The 15,430-nt window shown below is 58.7% G+C and carries 24 protein-coding genes; 21 read left to right on the plus strand and 3 right to left on the minus strand.

Features of this window, described 5'->3' with window-relative positions:
* Positions 1-16: 16 nt before the first annotated feature.
* Genes nifN through fdxB form a run of 5 tightly spaced genes read left to right on the plus strand, consistent with a single transcriptional unit; the run spans position 17 to position 2,804 of the window.
* A complete protein-coding gene (gene nifN, locus ACV1FX_RS17220; protein WP_473118738.1) occupies positions 17-1,399 on the plus strand; it encodes a nitrogenase iron-molybdenum cofactor biosynthesis protein NifN in 1,383 nt (460 codons plus the stop codon).
* A 22-nt stretch (positions 1,400-1,421) separates the two neighbouring features.
* On the plus strand, positions 1,422-1,817 hold the full coding sequence (nifX, locus tag ACV1FX_RS17225) for a nitrogen fixation protein NifX (RefSeq protein WP_473118739.1): 396 nt from the start codon (positions 1,422-1,424) through the stop codon (positions 1,815-1,817).
* Positions 1,818-1,828: 11 nt separating this feature from the next.
* Entirely contained in the window at positions 1,829-2,299 is a 471-nt protein-coding gene (locus ACV1FX_RS17230; RefSeq protein ID WP_473118740.1) for a NifX-associated nitrogen fixation protein, read from the plus strand.
* Between the two features lie 8 nt (positions 2,300-2,307).
* Positions 2,308-2,517: a CCE_0567 family metalloprotein gene (locus ACV1FX_RS17235; RefSeq protein ID WP_473118741.1), complete on the plus strand. Its 210-nt coding sequence runs from the start codon at positions 2,308-2,310 to the stop codon at positions 2,515-2,517.
* A gap of 2 nt (positions 2,518-2,519) precedes the next feature.
* Positions 2,520-2,804 carry a ferredoxin III, nif-specific gene (gene fdxB / locus ACV1FX_RS17240; protein WP_473118742.1) on the plus strand — a complete coding sequence of 95 codons (285 nt, stop codon included), beginning with the start codon at positions 2,520-2,522 and terminating at the stop codon, positions 2,802-2,804.
* Between the two features lie 267 nt (positions 2,805-3,071).
* On the opposite strand, the gene ACV1FX_RS17245 is transcribed toward fdxB, so the two are convergent.
* Both ACV1FX_RS17245 and ACV1FX_RS17250 read right to left on the minus strand, forming a co-directional pair.
* Positions 3,072-3,386, minus strand: a complete 315-nt coding sequence (locus tag ACV1FX_RS17245) for a hypothetical protein (protein ID WP_473118743.1) — start codon at positions 3,384-3,386, stop codon at positions 3,072-3,074.
* A gap of 467 nt (positions 3,387-3,853) precedes the next feature.
* The gene (locus ACV1FX_RS17250; RefSeq protein ID WP_473118744.1) at positions 3,854-4,444 is read right to left on the minus strand and encodes a hypothetical protein; all 591 of its coding nucleotides are present in this window, start codon (positions 4,442-4,444) and stop codon (positions 3,854-3,856) included.
* A gap of 334 nt (positions 4,445-4,778) precedes the next feature.
* Here ACV1FX_RS17250 and ACV1FX_RS17255 point away from each other — a divergent pair, with 334 nt between their 5' ends.
* The 14 genes from ACV1FX_RS17255 (at position 4,779) to ACV1FX_RS17320 (ending at position 13,877) form a co-directional block, all read left to right on the plus strand.
* Positions 4,779-5,099 (plus strand): HesB/IscA family protein, encoded by a 321-nt coding sequence (locus tag ACV1FX_RS17255; RefSeq protein ID WP_473118745.1) that lies wholly within the window; start codon positions 4,779-4,781, stop codon positions 5,097-5,099.
* Between the two features lie 41 nt (positions 5,100-5,140).
* The gene (locus tag ACV1FX_RS17260; RefSeq protein WP_473118746.1) at positions 5,141-5,434 is read left to right on the plus strand and encodes a NifU family protein; all 294 of its coding nucleotides are present in this window, start codon (positions 5,141-5,143) and stop codon (positions 5,432-5,434) included.
* A 12-nt stretch (positions 5,435-5,446) separates the two neighbouring features.
* Positions 5,447-6,643, plus strand: coding sequence for a cysteine desulfurase NifS (gene nifS, locus ACV1FX_RS17265; RefSeq protein ID WP_473118747.1), 1,197 nt, complete (start codon positions 5,447-5,449; stop codon positions 6,641-6,643).
* Complete coding sequence (gene nifT / locus ACV1FX_RS17270; protein ID WP_027527695.1) at positions 6,640-6,864, plus strand: putative nitrogen fixation protein NifT; 225 nt, start codon at positions 6,640-6,642, stop codon at positions 6,862-6,864. Before nifS ends, nifT begins: the two co-directional genes overlap by 4 nt.
* Positions 6,861-7,727 (plus strand): SIR2 family NAD-dependent protein deacylase, encoded by an 867-nt coding sequence (locus tag ACV1FX_RS17275; protein WP_473118748.1) that lies wholly within the window; start codon positions 6,861-6,863, stop codon positions 7,725-7,727. Before nifT ends, ACV1FX_RS17275 begins: the two co-directional genes overlap by 4 nt.
* Positions 7,728-8,058: 331 nt before the next feature.
* On the plus strand, positions 8,059-9,603 hold the full coding sequence (nifB, locus tag ACV1FX_RS17280) for a nitrogenase cofactor biosynthesis protein NifB (RefSeq protein WP_473118749.1): 1,545 nt from the start codon (positions 8,059-8,061) through the stop codon (positions 9,601-9,603).
* 12 nt (positions 9,604-9,615) lie between these two features.
* A complete protein-coding gene (locus ACV1FX_RS17285) occupies positions 9,616-9,840 on the plus strand; it encodes a 4Fe-4S binding protein (protein WP_473118750.1) in 225 nt (74 codons plus the stop codon).
* Positions 9,841-10,176: 336 nt separating this feature from the next.
* Complete coding sequence (locus ACV1FX_RS17290; protein ID WP_473118751.1) at positions 10,177-10,707, plus strand: hypothetical protein; 531 nt, start codon at positions 10,177-10,179, stop codon at positions 10,705-10,707.
* Positions 10,700-11,443, plus strand: a complete 744-nt coding sequence (locus ACV1FX_RS17295) for a 4Fe4S-binding leucine-rich repeat protein (protein ID WP_473118836.1) — start codon at positions 10,700-10,702, stop codon at positions 11,441-11,443. Before ACV1FX_RS17290 ends, ACV1FX_RS17295 begins: the two co-directional genes overlap by 8 nt.
* A 26-nt stretch (positions 11,444-11,469) precedes the next feature.
* Positions 11,470-11,790, plus strand: a complete 321-nt coding sequence (locus tag ACV1FX_RS17300) for a nitrogen fixation protein NifZ (protein ID WP_473118752.1) — start codon at positions 11,470-11,472, stop codon at positions 11,788-11,790.
* Positions 11,783-12,022: a nitrogen fixation protein NifZ gene (locus ACV1FX_RS17305; RefSeq protein WP_473118753.1), complete on the plus strand. Its 240-nt coding sequence runs from the start codon at positions 11,783-11,785 to the stop codon at positions 12,020-12,022. The genes ACV1FX_RS17300 and ACV1FX_RS17305 overlap by 8 nt, the downstream gene beginning before the upstream one ends.
* Positions 12,023-12,034: 12 nt before the next feature.
* Entirely contained in the window at positions 12,035-12,388 is a 354-nt protein-coding gene (locus ACV1FX_RS17310) for a DUF3024 domain-containing protein (RefSeq protein WP_473118754.1), read from the plus strand.
* 11 nt (positions 12,389-12,399) lie between these two features.
* The gene (locus ACV1FX_RS17315) at positions 12,400-12,669 is read left to right on the plus strand and encodes a hypothetical protein (RefSeq protein WP_473118755.1); all 270 of its coding nucleotides are present in this window, start codon (positions 12,400-12,402) and stop codon (positions 12,667-12,669) included.
* 50 nt (positions 12,670-12,719) lie between these two features.
* On the plus strand, positions 12,720-13,877 hold the full coding sequence (locus ACV1FX_RS17320; protein WP_473118837.1) for a DegT/DnrJ/EryC1/StrS family aminotransferase: 1,158 nt from the start codon (positions 12,720-12,722) through the stop codon (positions 13,875-13,877).
* Here ACV1FX_RS17320 and ACV1FX_RS17325 read toward each other — a convergent pair.
* On the minus strand, positions 13,842-14,270 hold the full coding sequence (locus ACV1FX_RS17325; RefSeq protein WP_473118756.1) for a hypothetical protein: 429 nt from the start codon (positions 14,268-14,270) through the stop codon (positions 13,842-13,844). The genes ACV1FX_RS17320 and ACV1FX_RS17325 overlap by 36 nt on opposite strands.
* A 29-nt stretch (positions 14,271-14,299) precedes the next feature.
* Here ACV1FX_RS17325 and ACV1FX_RS17330 point away from each other — a divergent pair, with 29 nt between their 5' ends.
* Complete coding sequence (locus ACV1FX_RS17330; RefSeq protein WP_473118757.1) at positions 14,300-14,554, plus strand: BolA/IbaG family iron-sulfur metabolism protein; 255 nt, start codon at positions 14,300-14,302, stop codon at positions 14,552-14,554.
* A gap of 156 nt (positions 14,555-14,710) precedes the next feature.
* A complete protein-coding gene (locus ACV1FX_RS17335) occupies positions 14,711-15,049 on the plus strand; it encodes a (2Fe-2S) ferredoxin domain-containing protein (RefSeq protein WP_473118758.1) in 339 nt (112 codons plus the stop codon).
* Positions 15,050-15,430 lie beyond the last annotated feature (381 nt).

A 15,430-nucleotide genomic window follows, 5' to 3' on the forward strand; every position in this document is an offset into this window, starting at 1 on the left:
AAGCAGGTTCCAAGCCATGGCTATCGTTACCACTTCCAACAAGGCCTGCTCGAGCAATCCGCTCAAGATGAGCCAGCCGATCGGCGGCTCCTTTGCCTTCTTGGGGCTTCGGGGCGCAATGCCGCTCCTACACGGTTCTCAAGGCTGCACGTCTTTCGGCTTGACGCTGTTTGTCCGCCATTTCAAGGAGGCGGTGCCGCTGCAGACCACCGCGATGAGCGAGGTTGCCACGGTTCTCGGTGGCTACGAGAATGTCGAGCAGGCGATCCTCAATATCTACAACCGTACCAAGCCCGAAATTATCGGCATCAATTCGACCGGAGTCACCGAGACCAAGGGTGACGACGTCGAGGCGTTCATTCGCCTTATCCGGCAGAAGCATCCGCAGCTCGAAAAAGTGCCGCTCGTCTACGTTTCGACGCCGGATTTCAAGGACGCGTTTCAGGATGGCTGGCAAAAGACCGTGGCGCGCGTAATCGAGGTGCTTGTCGATCCTGTCGATGCGGCCGCACCGCGCGACCTCTCGCGCGTTAATGTCCTGCCTGGCTGCCACCTGACCCCCGGCGACCTTGACGAGCTGCGGACGATTTTTGAGGATTTTGGGCTGAGGCCATCCTTCCTGCCGGATATCGCCGGTTCGCTCGACGGTCACATTCCCGATGAATTCTCGCCGACCACGATCGGTGGGATCGGGGTCGACGAGATCGCGACTATGGGCCAGGCGGCTTGGACGATCGCGATCGGAGCACAGATGAGGCGCGCGGCCGAGGCCATGCAAGCCAGGACGGGCGTGCCGTTCCGGCTGTTCGAGCGGCTCTGTGGCCTCGTCCCCAGCGACGTATTCATCGCATCTGTAAGCGAGATCAGCGGCAAACCAGTGCCCCCAAAATACCGCCGGCAACGTGGCCAGCTTGCGGACGCCATGCTGGATGCGCATTTCCATATTGGCGGCCGAAAGCTCGCCATTGGGGCCGAGCCGGACCTCTTGTTCGACATTTCCAGCATGCTCTATGAGATGGGTGCACAGCTGACCGCGGCAGTGACGACAACGGCCTCTCCGGTGCTCGAACGTGTCAGGATGGGAGAGGTCATCATCGGCGATCTTGAAGATCTGGAGGAGCTTGCCAAAACGCGCGAATGCGATCTCCTGATCTCCCATTCACACGGCCGCCAAGCGGCAGCACGGCTGAACATTCCATTCTACCGTGCCGGCTTTCCGATGTTCGATCGCCTTGGCGCAGGTCACCAGATGACGGTCGGCTATCGCGGCACGCGCGAGCTGATCTTTGACCTTGCCAATCTCATCATTACCGACCGCGAGGACAACCGCCAGCCGACGCCGGACACCTGGCGCATCACCGACAACGGCCTGCATGTCGTTCCCCCGCGGCCCAATTGAGGCGAAGAGAGGAAATACGCCGATGAAAGTCGCATTCGCCACCCAGGATCTGAAGCGCGTCGATGCCCATTTTGGCTGGGCCAAAAACATCGCCATCTATGACGTCAGGCCCGAGGGGCACAGCTTCGTCGAAGCCATCCAGTTTGACGGCGACCTCAAGGACGACGGCAACGAGGACAAGCTCGCGCCGAAGATCGAGGCTATCAAAGACTGCTCCATTCTCTATGTTGCGGCGATCGGCGGCTCCGGCGCTGCGCGCGTCGTCGCAAATAACATCCATCCCATGAAGGTGAACCAGCCTGAAGCGATCGACGATCTCTGTGTCAAGCTTGAAGCCGTATTGAAAGGCTCGCCGCCACCCTGGTTGCGTAAGGTGCTTGCCAAGGGCCAGGAATGCTCGTTTGATTTCGAGGATTGAGGTAAACGACTATGACTGAGGCGGCTGAATTGATCCAATCCGGCCTTGCGGGAAAGGCGCCCTTTGTGAAGGAGCTCGTCAAAATCTGGCGCGCCGAGGACGGCCATGGCGCTTGGGAGGACAAGAAGGACCTAGAGCTGCTCGAGCCCTATATTCTCGACAGGGAAAAGCGCCGTACCTTGCCGATCGTCGGTGACCCCGATCCGGACACGATCTGGCGGCTTGAATTGTTCTTCAACGCTGTCGCCGTGTCCATTGAGAAGGCGACCGGCGTGATGGTCTCGCCGATGCTGAAAATGCACCATGAAGGCTTTGGCCGCATAGTGCTGATCGGCGGCCGGCTCATTGTCGTGAACAAGCAGCTGCGCGACGTGCATCGTTTCGGTTTTGACAACCTCTCAAAACTTGCCACGGAAGGTGACATGTATGTCGACCGCGGAATCGAGATGATCCGCAGGTTCCCGGAAGTTGCGAACTACTGAGGTGACGAATGAGCGATCTTGAAGCACTGAAAGCCGAGATCAAGAAGCTTTCCGCTAAGGCGACCCAGGCAAAGATGGATCTGCACGATTTCGCCGAAGAATTGCCGGTCAACTGGACCTCGGTCTTGAGTGTGGCCCAGAAGGTCCACGACGCCTTCGACGAGCTCGAGCGCAAGCGCGAGGATCTCAAAGCGCAGGAAACGGCAGACGGATGGTAACCATGTCATTCGCAACGCGCGACGGCCGCGACTGGAAGCCGGAGTATCTGGCGTCCATCGACTCAAAGAAGTGCATAGGCTGCGGCCGCTGTTACAAGGTGTGTGGCCGCGAGGTCATGATGCTGAAGGGTATCAACGGGGACGGCGAGATGATCGACCTCGAAGACGATGAGGATGAGATCGAGAAGAAGATCATGGTGCTGAACGATGACGGAGCGTGCATCGGCTGCGGCGCATGTGCCCGGGTGTGCCCGACCAACTGCCAAACCCACGTTTCAGCTGCTTGAGTTGAGCCATCGGGAACAGAGAAGCGATAAACGTCTTTAGAGATCTTCTGCATAGGGCCAAGCCTGTATAACGTCAGAAGGCATTGATATGAGTGCGTGAGTGCTCCGCCTATGCCGCTGCAGGTGTTAAAAAAGTAGTTGGCCCTGGCGCCTCTCGTCGTCATTGCCGCGCTTGTCCGCGAGAATTCGGTATGTCGCGAAAACTTGATATACCAGTGTCGCCGAGATATGACGGTCAAATCGGAGCTAAAGCCGCCCCAACTCTTGCTACTCGATCCCCTGTTCGCGTGCCTTCATCATCGCGGCAATCCGAAACCGCTCCTGGATGGAGATGGGGTTGGCGAGCATATCGGCCTCAGCCTTTTTAAAGGCGGCGAGAACGATCTCGGCTTCCTCGCGCGTCAGCGGGACGCGGCCAGCCATGTGGGTAGCGTCCGGTACTGCGGCCAGGATTGCTCGGCAGTACGGATGATCCTTGACCTCGATGAGCTCACCAGCTTCGAGCTTTCCGCCAAGCATGATTGCCAGCCCTAGCACCTCGAGCTTGCGGCCGTCCTGAGTGGTCTTGACGAGCGTTGCCATGTCTATTCTGCCTCCTGCGCGACGCCCACATATAGTTCCCGATCCAAAGCTGCGGCAGGGCTTGTCGAGCTTCAAGTGCGGTGGCTTTTGCCGGATCACACGATCATCGGCGCCCAAGCGAGACGCGTCGGCACCGCTGAAATCCGCCACATGGAAGGTCGCCTTGGGCCGCAGCCCATAGTCGGGCGGGTCCGCACGACGCCGGCTGGAATCGAGCCCCGTCAAACGGAACGAGAGCTCTACCCGTCTTCACTCTCGCTCCTTTAGCGAAGTCTGGACGTAGGATGGGCATTTTAGTCGTTGAGCCGCTCAAATTAGCCGTTTGAGCTTGAACTGCCGCAATCTGTACGGTGGGGACTTGCATGGGAGACTTTCGCACTGTTGATCGTTCGATTGGCCGGCCTGGCAGGAGCGCCACGTCAACAGCCCTGGCAATATGGGATGAGAAGCGATCTGACGCGAGAACCTCACACCGGGCGGTTCTCGTTGCGATTCTTCACCGGCTGCATTCTGGCGAGGCCTTCTTCGAAGGAGAGTTCGGCATAAGAGGCATCGATGCTCTTGGCGGCATCGAGCAGATAATCGAGCTTGCCCGCAGTATCGAGCTTCTTGATGTCGTTCTTCTCGACCCCAGTGAGATCCATCATCTCCTTCCAAACTGTCGACTCGTCACATGGCAGTATGCGAAATGTGACGTTACCGATCTTGATGCGGTATTTTGCCAGAAGATCGATATTGTTGCAGAACATGAAGTAGGTGCCGTTCGGGCTCAAGGCGCCATCCAGTACCTTTGCGACATCGGCAAGATAGGCAAGAGAATGCAGGTAGCCAGCCAGTACCGGGATTGTGGTCTCTCCCTCGTCTGCGACCGTCAATACCTGCTCGATCGAATAGTCGGGCGGACGCTTCTCGTCGGCAACCTGAACCTGGAACCTTAGCGCGATATCGCCGCGGAAGCCGAAGCGGCCCGGCTTCGTGGTGTCGCCCTTCAGCACCGCATTAAGCAAGCGGCCTTCTTTATCAAGCCGGCCAAGAGCGGTGTTGTCGATCGACGTCATGAAATCCTCCTGGTTTGTTGTGGCTGGCGCAGGTGTCGAACCGCGTGAACCCACGTTCGCCTCCATGCAAATTGTTTGCCGTCGGCCCACCTATGCGGCGAAAAGCCAAAAGCAACGCCTCGTCTGCGCGGCTTTGACAGACATACCTTGCCGGCAGCGTTACGGCACCGTGCCAAGACTGTTCCCTAGCTCCAAAGCGTCGTGTCGCAAGCCCGACACGCCCTGCGACGCAAATGACCGACATCAGCAAAAGCCAAGCATTGTCGGGAGTGTGGTTGCTGGCATGGGACTTGCCAACTTCATCTCGAACTGCCGTAGCTGGTGAGGGAAAGCGATGATTAGTCTGACGAAGAGCGCGGAGAATGCGGTGAAGAGCGCGATCTCAGCGGCAGCGCAGCCGGGGAAGGGCTTGCGGATAATGGTCGAAGGGGGCGGCTGCGCCGGGTTCAAATACGCGATGGGGCTTGCCGATGAGCCAAAGTCCGATGAGACCGTAATCGAGCAGAGCGGCATCAAGGTGTTTGTCGACAAGAAATATCACCCGCATCTTGCCGGAACGACGATCGATTTTGTGGTGGCGCTGGAGGGCTCTGGTTTCACGTTTGACAATCCCAACGCCAAGTCGGGCTGCTCATGCGGCAAGTCTTTTAGCTAGAGCCGCATTCCTGACGGGTCGCCACGGAGAGGTGTCAAAACATGCTTATCGAGACTGAACAAACGAGACAATCGGCGGCCGCGAAACTTACCGAATGTGAGCGTATCGTCCGCGCCGTGCTCGACGAAATTCGGCCGAATCTGAAGCGTGACGGCGGAGATTGCGAGCTCATTGAGATCGATGGCAACAAGATCATGATCAAGCTTACGGGCGCCTGCGTTTTCTGCAAGCTCGCCAGTGCAACACTCGAAGGCATCCAGGCGCGTCTCATCGAACGGCTTGGCAAATTCGTCCGCCTGATCCCGGTCGCGGGATCCACCAAAGCCCGACACTAAAGAAAGCATACGGTGCAGTCGGTCTACCTCGACAACAACGCGACGACCCGCACGGATCCGGCCGTTGTCGCTGCGATGTTACCATTCTTCTCCGAGCAATTCGGCAATGCCTCATCCGCCCATGCAGCAGGCAGGCAAGTTGCAGAAAGCATAAGACAGGCTCGCAGGAGTGTGCAGGCACTGATCGGTGCTGCTTTTGATCACGAGATCGTCTTTACCTCGGGCGGTACCGAATCGGATAACACGGCAATCCTTTCGGCACTTGCCGTGCAGGAGCGACGCGACGAACTCGTCACCACGACCGTGGAACATCCAGCTGTGCTCTCGCTCGCAGACGAGCTCGGCCGTCGCGACAACAAATGCCATCTAATTCCTGTTGACTGCTCCGGCCGGCTCGACATTGATGCTTATCGCCGTGCCTTGTCCCCGCGTACCGCGGTCGTCTCCGTCATGTGGGCCAATAATGAGACCGGCACGATCTTTCCGGTGGAGGTCCTCGCCGAGATGGCGCGATCTATCGGCGCACTCTTCCACACTGATGCGGTGCAGGCTGTGGGGCGAGTTCCGATCGACGTGAAGGCGACCCAGATCGACATGCTGTCGCTTTCTGGCCACAAGCTGCATGGTCCAAAAGGCGTTGGCGCGCTCTATGTGCGCAAGGACACTAAGTTCAGGCGACTGATCTTCGGCGGACCGCAAGAGCGCCGCCGACGTTCCGGCACCGAGAACGTCCCCGGTATCATCGGGCTGGGTAAGGCTGCGGAGCTTGCTGCCGTAGAGCTCGGGCAGGATTGCAGGAAAATAGCGGCGCTGCGCGACCGGCTCGAGCAGGGCGTCATCGACTTCGGCAAGTGCGTGGTGCTCGGCGACAAGAAGTGCCGTCTGCCAAACACGTCAAATATCGCCTTCGAGCATCTCGACGGTGAAGCAATTATCCATCATTTGAGTCGCGCCGGCGTTGCCGCGTCCCTCGGATCAGCCTGTGCGTCCGGCTCCATGGAGCCGTCTCACGTGCTTCGAGCGATGCACGTACCGTCTGCCTTGTTGCACGGCGCGATCCGGTTTTCGCTGTCTCGCGAGACCACCAGCGAGGAGATCGATCACGTCCTCGTTGTGCTTCGAAATATCATCGCGAAACTGAGAGAGACCCCACCCGCGCGGTCAGAGCGTGCAAAAACGACCTTTCGATCCAATGAGTCTATCAGATGAAAGTCATCATTCGTCGTTCACCTGAAACTGGTCTCTCGATCTACGTCCCCAAGAAGGACCTTGAGGAGCGGATCGTTGAATCCGAGCACGAGACGCTGTGGGGCGGCTGGATCAGAATAGCTAATGGCTGGGTGCTCGACCTGCCGCCGATGACGAGCGACACCACCTTGCCGATTACGATCAACGCAAAGAGGCGTGGCGGCGACAGAGAAGAGACGTGAACGTGCCGGCTCCGCGGATCGAGTTCGTTGGTCAGCCAGTTGCCGAAGCCATGCTCCGCAAGGTCGCGGAGGGGCTTCGTCGTGGCAATGTCGTTCCCTATCTCGGGCCCGGCTTAGTGGGATCGTCGAACACGAGCGTGCCGATGAATCCGGAGGACCTGGCGGCATTCTTCGGCACCAAGGTGACGTTGCCAAGGCGCACGAGAGGGAACGCCTGGGCCTCCGCACAGTACATCGAAAGCACGAGGCATCGCATCACCGTAACAGCGACGATGGCGGACGCCTTTAGCGTGCCGATCGCGCCAGCGCAACTACAGAGGTATCTTGCAACACTGCGGCTGCCGCTGATTGTTGACAGCTGGTACGATGGCGCGATGCGAAATGCGTTGGCGGGACACAGCAATTGGGGCGAGATCCAGGGCATCACCCGCGCCGGTCTGCGTGAGGATCGCTGGTATCGCTTCTACGATTCCGCAGGCCATGAAGTCGATTGCTCTCTTGCAGAAAGCTGGACAACGATCCTCTACAAGCCGCACGGCAGCGTTGCGCCGGCCAAGAATTTCCTGATCTCCGATGCCGACTATGTTGAGGTGCTCACGGAAATCGACATACAGACGCCGATTCCCGGCGAGGTGAAGGCCCGCCGCACCGGCCGCAGCTTCCTGTTTCTGGGGTGCCGCTTTAACGACCAGCTCCTGCGCACCTATGCGCGACAGGTGTCAAAGCGCTCGTCCGACGTTCACTATGCCGTGGTCGAGCCCGACACGCTCTCCAAAAATGAGCTCCGCTTTCTGGTCGACCAAGGCCTAACGCCACTCGCAATTCCGCTTGCACGTGCCGTTGAGATCCTTTTGGGAGATTAGGGAGGTTTCTCGCGTGGGCATTTGACCAGCGCTTGGCCAGGCAGCTCTTACACCGTCTTGCTGCCACCTAACGAGCCATGTTTCCAGCAAAAAAAGAGAAAGGAGCGGCCATAGCTTCAGTCAACATCTTCTCGCGCCGCGACGTGCGTCTCGATCACAACGCATGTCGGCTTTCCAACACGCCGGGGCAAGAGGCACACCAAAGCGCTTCCTAACTCGTTGGAAAAGACTATGAAAGTTGCGCGCAGAGCCGTGGCACGCCGATTGCTGAGCCTCAGATACCGAGAAATGTCTCAGGCTTGAAGGGAGAACTGGGTAAATGGGGACTCCAATGCATCGGGGATCATCGAGCGACGCCATTGAAGACGGCGAGATCACGCAGTCGATTGCCGAGCACAAGGGCTGTGGCAAGAGTAGCCGCAGCGGCGGAGTTAGATGCGGCTCGCCGGCAGGCCGCAGTGATCTTCCAGCTGAGACATGGGAAAAGGTGAACAAGCACCCCTGCTACAGCGAGGAAGCGCACCATCACTATGCGCGGATGCATGTCGCGGTCGCGCCAGCCTGCAACATCCAGTGCAATTACTGCAACCGCAAGTACGACTGTGCCAATGAATCGCGTCCGGGCGTGGTCAGTGAGAGGCTCACGCCTGAGCAGGCGGCCAGGAAAGTGATGGCCGTTGCCTCTACCATCCCGCAGATGACCGTGCTCGGTATCGCCGGTCCTGGCGACCCGCTCGCCAACCCCGAAAAGACTTTCAAGACCTTCGAGCTCGTGCACAAGGTTGCGCCGGATCTCAAGCTGTGCTTGTCAACCAACGGTCTCGCGCTACCCGATCAGATCGACACCATTGCCAAGCTCAACGTCGAGCACGTCACGATCACCATCAATATGATCAACCCCGAGATCGGGGCGAAGATCTATCCTTGGATTTTCTACAATCACAAACGATACACGGGCGTCCAAGCCGCAAAGATCCTCACTGATCGCCAGCTTCAGGGCCTGGAGATGCTCACTCGGCGAGGCATTCTCTGCAAGATCAATTCGGTTATGATCCCCGAAATCAACGATCAACACCTCGTCGAAGTGAGTAAGGCAGTGAAGTCGCGCGGCGCCTTCCTGCACAACATCATGCCGTTGATCTCTTCTCCCAATTACGGAACCGTTTTCGGTCTGAAGGGCCAGCGCAGCCCGACGGCACTGGAACTAAAGGCGCTGCAGGATAGCTGCGAGGGTGAGCTGCATATGATGCGCCACTGCCGGCAGTGTCGGGCCGATGCGATCGGGCTGCTAGGCGAAGACCGCAGCGCGGAGTTCACCACCGAAAAGCTCGCGACGATCGACATCAAATACGATGTCGAGAGCCGCAACGCTTATCAGGCCAAAGTCGAGGACGACCGCGCCGCCAAGGCCGCGGCCAAGCACGCTGACCTTGTGGAACTCGCAGTTGGCTTCGGCGATACGAAGGTCCTGGTGGCGGTCGCGACCAAGGGCTCGGGTCTGATAAACGAGCACTTTGGTCACGCCAAGGAGTTTCAAGTCTATGAGCTCTCCGGCGGCGGCGCCAAGTTCATTGGCCATCGCCGCGTCGATCTGTATTGCCAGGGTGGCTATGCCGAAGAGGGAAAGCTCGAGACCATCATCCGTGCCATTAACGATTGCCACGCAGTATTCATCGCCAAAATTGGTGGCTGCCCCAGGGCGGAATTGATCAAGGCGGGCGTCGAGCCCGTCGATCAATATGCTTATGAGCCTATCGATAAGTCGACGATCGCCTGGTTCAAGACCTATCTCGACAGGGTCACAAGCGGTGCGATCAAACATGTCGAACGCGGCGATGCTGCGATCCGCCAAGGCGCATTGATTTCCGCGGCATGAGAGAGGAAAAGCATGCCGTTCAAGATCATCGCTTCTCAATGCACGAGCTGTTCGGCGTGCGAGCCGGAATGCCCCAATGTCGCGATCGCGGAGAAGGGCGGAACATTCATGATTGATCCTAAAAAGTGCACCGAATGCATCGGCCATTTCGACGAGCCGCAATGCGCGGCTGTCTGCCCAGTCGACAATACCTGTGTCCTCGACACCTCGCTTGCACGCTACCAGGCGCGCGGTTGAGTGAAGGAAATGACATGAACTTCTGGAACATACGGTTAGTGCGACGAGCCATCCGAATGATGCTCCAAGCCGGAGGCCGGGCCGGCTGCGACCTTTGTCTTGCAATCAGCCCAAGTGGATGTTTCGGGCTCGCCTGTGGGATCAGCCTGAAGCCGCAGGCCATTGTTGCTGGGGGCGAGCGCGATGACATAAGGCCGTTTGTTTGCCGGGAGAGACTGCCACGGCACGACGATGTGACGGCTGATTTCGTTGATAAGCCGAAGCGGACCGGGTTCGTATTGCAAGATCGCAAGCAAGTCTCCTGCGGGGACCATTGATTTCAAGAGGCGACCCGCGATGCCAGCTGCTCTGTTCAGTCCGCAATCCGAGATCAACGAGGCGCTCCTCGCCAGGACCTTGCTTGGAGATGGGCTGCCCAGCGAGGCCGAGCATCACCTGTGGCAAGCAAGCCTTTCCTATCACCTTGATGAGGTCGCCGAAGGCCACCTGCGCAAGGCCGTCGGCCTGGCACCAGGGCACGCGGCAGTGCTGATCGGCTTATTTCGCTTCTATTTCTATAAGGCGCGGCTCGCCGAGGCGCTTGAGGTTGCCAAGCTCTGCATAAGCAAGGCGTCGGAGATGAACAATCTCCCATCAGACTGGCGTCTTGTCCGTGCCCATGATGCGGCGTTCGGCCGATATGAAGAGATTCTGCCGCGGTTCTTTCTGTTCTCGCTGAAAGGATACGCTTATTTGCAGATGCGCCTCGGTCAAACCGAGGAAGGTCGGTTAGCCGTTCAAAAGCTTCTTGAGATCGACCCCACCGATAAGATCGGTGCCAAGGTTCTCCTACGTGTCCTCGAACGCATGGGGCAGGCGGATGAGTGAGGACATTGACGAGGCCAGAGATTGGCACGGTCATCAGATCAATTGCGCCTGCTGCGCGCATATTGCTCTGAATCGCACTGGCTGCTGTCAACTCAAGCATGCTTGCGTTAACGACCGCTATGCCCGACGTATCGACCGCTTCTTCGAGAGGAATCCGAGCCTCGCCGACGCCTACCTCACTCACCCGCATTTCGAGGTGCGCGCGATCGCGGCGAGATTCGCCAACGTCTTCCTGCTGCCGCGGTTGCTCCACGATCACGACGAAACCGTGCGTTGGAGCGCCGTCCGTCGCCTGCCCAAGCGTTTCGCCCTGCAACTTCGCAACGACCCTCATCACGAAGTTAGGATGTGGGTCGCGACACTGCTTGAAGGTGACGAACTGCTGCCGATGGCCTCGGATGAATATTACTACGTCCGCTTTGTGGTTGCGCGGCGGATTGCGCCGTTGCTGCTCCGCGGAATGATCCGCGACGAGGACGCTGAGGTCCGTCGCGCCGTGGCGCGACGCCTCCCAGAGAAATGGTTGCTCAGCCTGGTCGCCGACCGTGACGCATTGGTGCGGTTGGAGGTCGCTCAACGCCTGTCGGCGGAGTTATTGTGGCTTCTGCGCCACGATCCGGATTGGCGTATCCGGCATGAGGTCGCAAGCCGGATCGTGCCCTCCGAACTCATAGACCTTGTCGATGACCCATATAGCCTGGTGCGCGAAGTCGCGCGCTCGCGACTTGCCCGGTAGCCGGGACAAGAACAGGGGACCCCGGCATGAACAATAGTGTGGCTGACAGTGACATCGTCGAGCTGACGGCACCGCCTTTCTTCGACTTTGGCGAGAAGGTGCGGGCCAATCGCACCATCCGCAATGACGGCACCTACGCCGGCAAAGAGATCGGCGACATCCTGGCCAAGAAGGGCGAGGTCGGTTACGTCATATCGATCGGCACTTTCTTGCAGCGGTTTTACATCTACGGCGTAGAATTCATCCAAAGCGGTCACCGGGTCGGCATGAAGCGCAAGGAACTCGATCCGGTCATACCACGCGCCGAAGTCGAGGACCTGCACTTGCCGGGAGCCAACGATGATTGAAGCCAGGCTGCCAAAATTTCAGCGGGGCCAGCGCGTCAAGGCGATGTTTGATCTGACCAATGACGGATCCTTTCCCGATGCCCCCGCGGAAGGGCCCCTGGTCAGCCTCGGCGACATCGGCAAGATCGTCCAAGTTCGCCGGCACACGGAAGCGAACCTTCCGATCTATCTTGTCAAGTTCGGTGAGCACTTGGTCGTCGGTTGCCTCGAAAGAGAAATCGGCCTGGTCTAGGAAGTAGACGCGATGAACGCGGCCTTAGACATAAATTCGGACCTGCCCGCGCACCCCAACGACATCGATCGCAGGCGCATCGAGCGCGCGCTGAAGTCGAGAGAGCGCTACCGTTATGTCTCAGCCAACATCACCGGAGTTGCCGGAGGCTATTTGATCGAATGCCCATGCTGCTCGCGCAATATCGACGTTAAGGGCGGCATCATTGACGTGGCCATGCTGCGCCATGACCGGGCAAGCGCCAACTGGCAGGTGTTCCGAAAAGATCACAAGCAGGGCGTCTGGAAACTGCACTCCACGCACCAGCGTTTGGCAGCAGTTACCGATCTATTGAACGCCGATCCGGAGCGCGTGTTTTGGCAATAAGGACCGGTTCGATGGCTCTGGGAGCAGGCGAACTTGCAGACATCGAGCGGGCGCTCGCGTCATTCGATGATGCCTCTCAAGCCTATGCGGTGTTGCGACAGCGGTATCCGCATCTCGCCTGGATCCGCTGCGACTCTTCTGACCTTACCGAAGCGCCTTTTTACAGCGTCGGACAATTCGACATGCATTTGCTCGATAGCGTGGATCATTGTGCCCGGATCACGGATGATCCGACGCGGGCGACCGGCATTGTGCTCGCCAAGCGGGCGGTCGAGCCGTGAACGGACCCGCCCTAGGCCACGGCCTCGTTGACAAGGCGGACGAAGAGCCGATTCCAACGGGCCATAAATCCCTAATTCCGTTGTCGGATCCCGACATTACGCCAGCCGAAATCGCGGCAGTAGATCGCGTGTTGCGCTCGCCGCGGCTCTCTAACGGCCCGCTCACGGAACAATTCGAGGCGGCATTTGCCACCTATCTCGGGCGGAACTATGCCGTTGCGGTACCGAGCGGCACAATCGGCCTTCTGCTGTCTCTGAAAGCTTTCGGCATTGCCGCGGGCGACGAAGTGATCGCCTCGTCCTATTCATATCGTGAAACCGCGCACGGCATCAGCCTCGCCGGTGCGCGGCCGGTATTTGCGGACATCGACTATTGGTCCGGGACGCTCGCGCCGCAGAGAGTCGAGGAGCGCATCACGCCACAGACCCGCGCCATCCTCGCTGCCAACACTAATGGCCATCCCGCAGCCTGGTCGGAGCTGCGCGATATCGCGAGAAGGCGTAATCTTCTGCTGCTGGAAGATTCCACGGAGGCCGTCGCCTCACGTTATAAGGGCCAATTGGTCGGCACCTTCGGAGATGTCGCTGTGTTCGACTTCGCGCAGCCCTCGCTTCTGACCTGCGGCGAAGGCGGCATAGTGGTTACCGATGATATCGACCTTGCTGTGGCACTTCGTCGTCACCGTTCGCATCGGACGGGCGAGCGTTCTTCCGTTACCGTCGGTTCGGCTGCGCCATATCAAGCCGAAATGGGCGATCTGTCCGCTGCACTGGGGATTACGCAGCTAAGGCGTATCGACGAGATCCTGGAGCGTCGCCGGCTGATTGAACAGCTTTATGCGGCTCATATGCAGTCGTTCGAAGGGATCAAACCGCCCTATGTCGGACCCGACGTGACCGAAGTGAACTGGTTCCTCTATGTTGTCCATCTCGGGACGCGTTTCACGCGCTCCAGCCGCGACGCGATTGTCGAGGACCTGCGCGTTGAGCAGACCGAGGCTGCGGCCTACAGCCATCCTCTGCACCTGCAGCGGCACTATCTCGATTTCGGCTATCGCCGCGGCGATCTGCCGCTGACGGAAAAGATCTCCGATCGCGCCGTCGCACTGCCATTTCATACGCATATCACTGATAGCCAGATCGAATTCATCGTCGAGACCATGAAAGACGCCTCAATCAATGTAGGCGCGGGCGCGGCGATCTACTGAACAGCCGAAAAATGCAGCAGAGAAGACGATAAAAGGACCTCGCTTGTCATCCTCCCGGAAGGCAAGACCATGGGGCTCGTCACTCCGGCTTGCCGCCGAGATCGCGATCCATACGGACCACCAGCCCTGATTCGCCGAATGCTCAAGGATCTGAGGAAGCTGCCGGAATACGCGGTCGTAGTCGTACTGAGCTGCCGTGAATTTTCGAGCCAGGAATTCATCGCAGAACAAAGCCCATCGCCGTAACGCTACGATGATGTCGGCCGTCGATATATTCTTGTTATCTTCGCGACAGTCCGCCCGCGGGATTGTCAACCAACGCGCATCAACTCCATCCGTGTCGGCGGATGTCTTTTCAAATGGTCCTGTCGAGAGTTGGTTTGGAGCTTGCATGAAACCGGGCGAGAGCAGGAGTAAGCGACATGGTGATGGTTGAGCCGGCAATTGAGGCCTTGATCCGCAAGGCGCTTCCGGAGGCGGATGTGATCGTGACCGATCTGGCGGGCACCGGACACCACTGTGGGGCACGAGTCGTCTCGCAGGCCTTTGCTGGCAAGAGCCGCATCCAACAGCATCGGATGATCTATGCCGCGTTAGGGAGCAAAACGATCGACACGTTCGACGCGCTCGTGCTCGAAACCCTCGTGCCGAAACGAATCACTTGCATGGAAACATAATGAGCGACCTAACCGGACAATGCATTAGGCACTTAAATTGTGGAGGTGACATCAGGCGGTTTTCGAAGGTGCCGATTGTCATGCAACTCTATGACAAAGCAGAATCTCGCGGTGATTGCGACATCGCATTGCGGTAACAGAAGTATGAGCGGCAACATGAATGAGTTCGAACTCCCACAGCTCTACCGGCATCACGTTTTCGCCTGCCACACTCAGCGCCCTCCTGACCATCCGCACGGCAGCTGCGGGACGGCGGGCGGAGGGCCGTTATGGGAACGGCTCGGCAAAGCAATCGAGGCGGGTGGGTTGACCGATATCGGCTTCACCGCAGCCGACTGTCTCGGCTTCTGCAGCTCCGGTCCTCTGATGGTCGTCTATCCTGACGGTGTCTGGTATCGTCCGAGCACTCCGGAAGATATTGACGAGATTGTCGAGTCTCATCTGAAGAATGGCCGTCGTGTCGACCGCCTCGTCATTGTGCTCGCGCGGAGTTAGCGATTCCTTGCTTTCCACTTACGGGAGACGGCGCCATCGGCCGTCTCCGGCCACTCTAAGAAGGACGCCCATGCATCGCGTCGGCGCTGGCGCGGATAAGGGCGCTCTCTCCTTGCACTCACGCGAAAACGTCATGAGACGCCCGGCCGTACCGCCACTGCGCGGAGTGCCGCTCTCTTCTAGAACGAGGCTAGGATAGTGCAACACCACCACGCACGCCTGGCTCACTCAGATTCTCAAACAAATCGCGCGAAGCTGGCCTTCTTTCAAACCGATGCCCTCATGTCCTGGCACTTCAAAGCCTGAATGGCCTCAGCTTAACGCTTTCCCAGGATGCAATGTCACGTCGCTCGATTTCCGAGCGAACGGTGGCAGGCGCCG

The organism is Bradyrhizobium ingae (genome assembly GCF_055791185.1).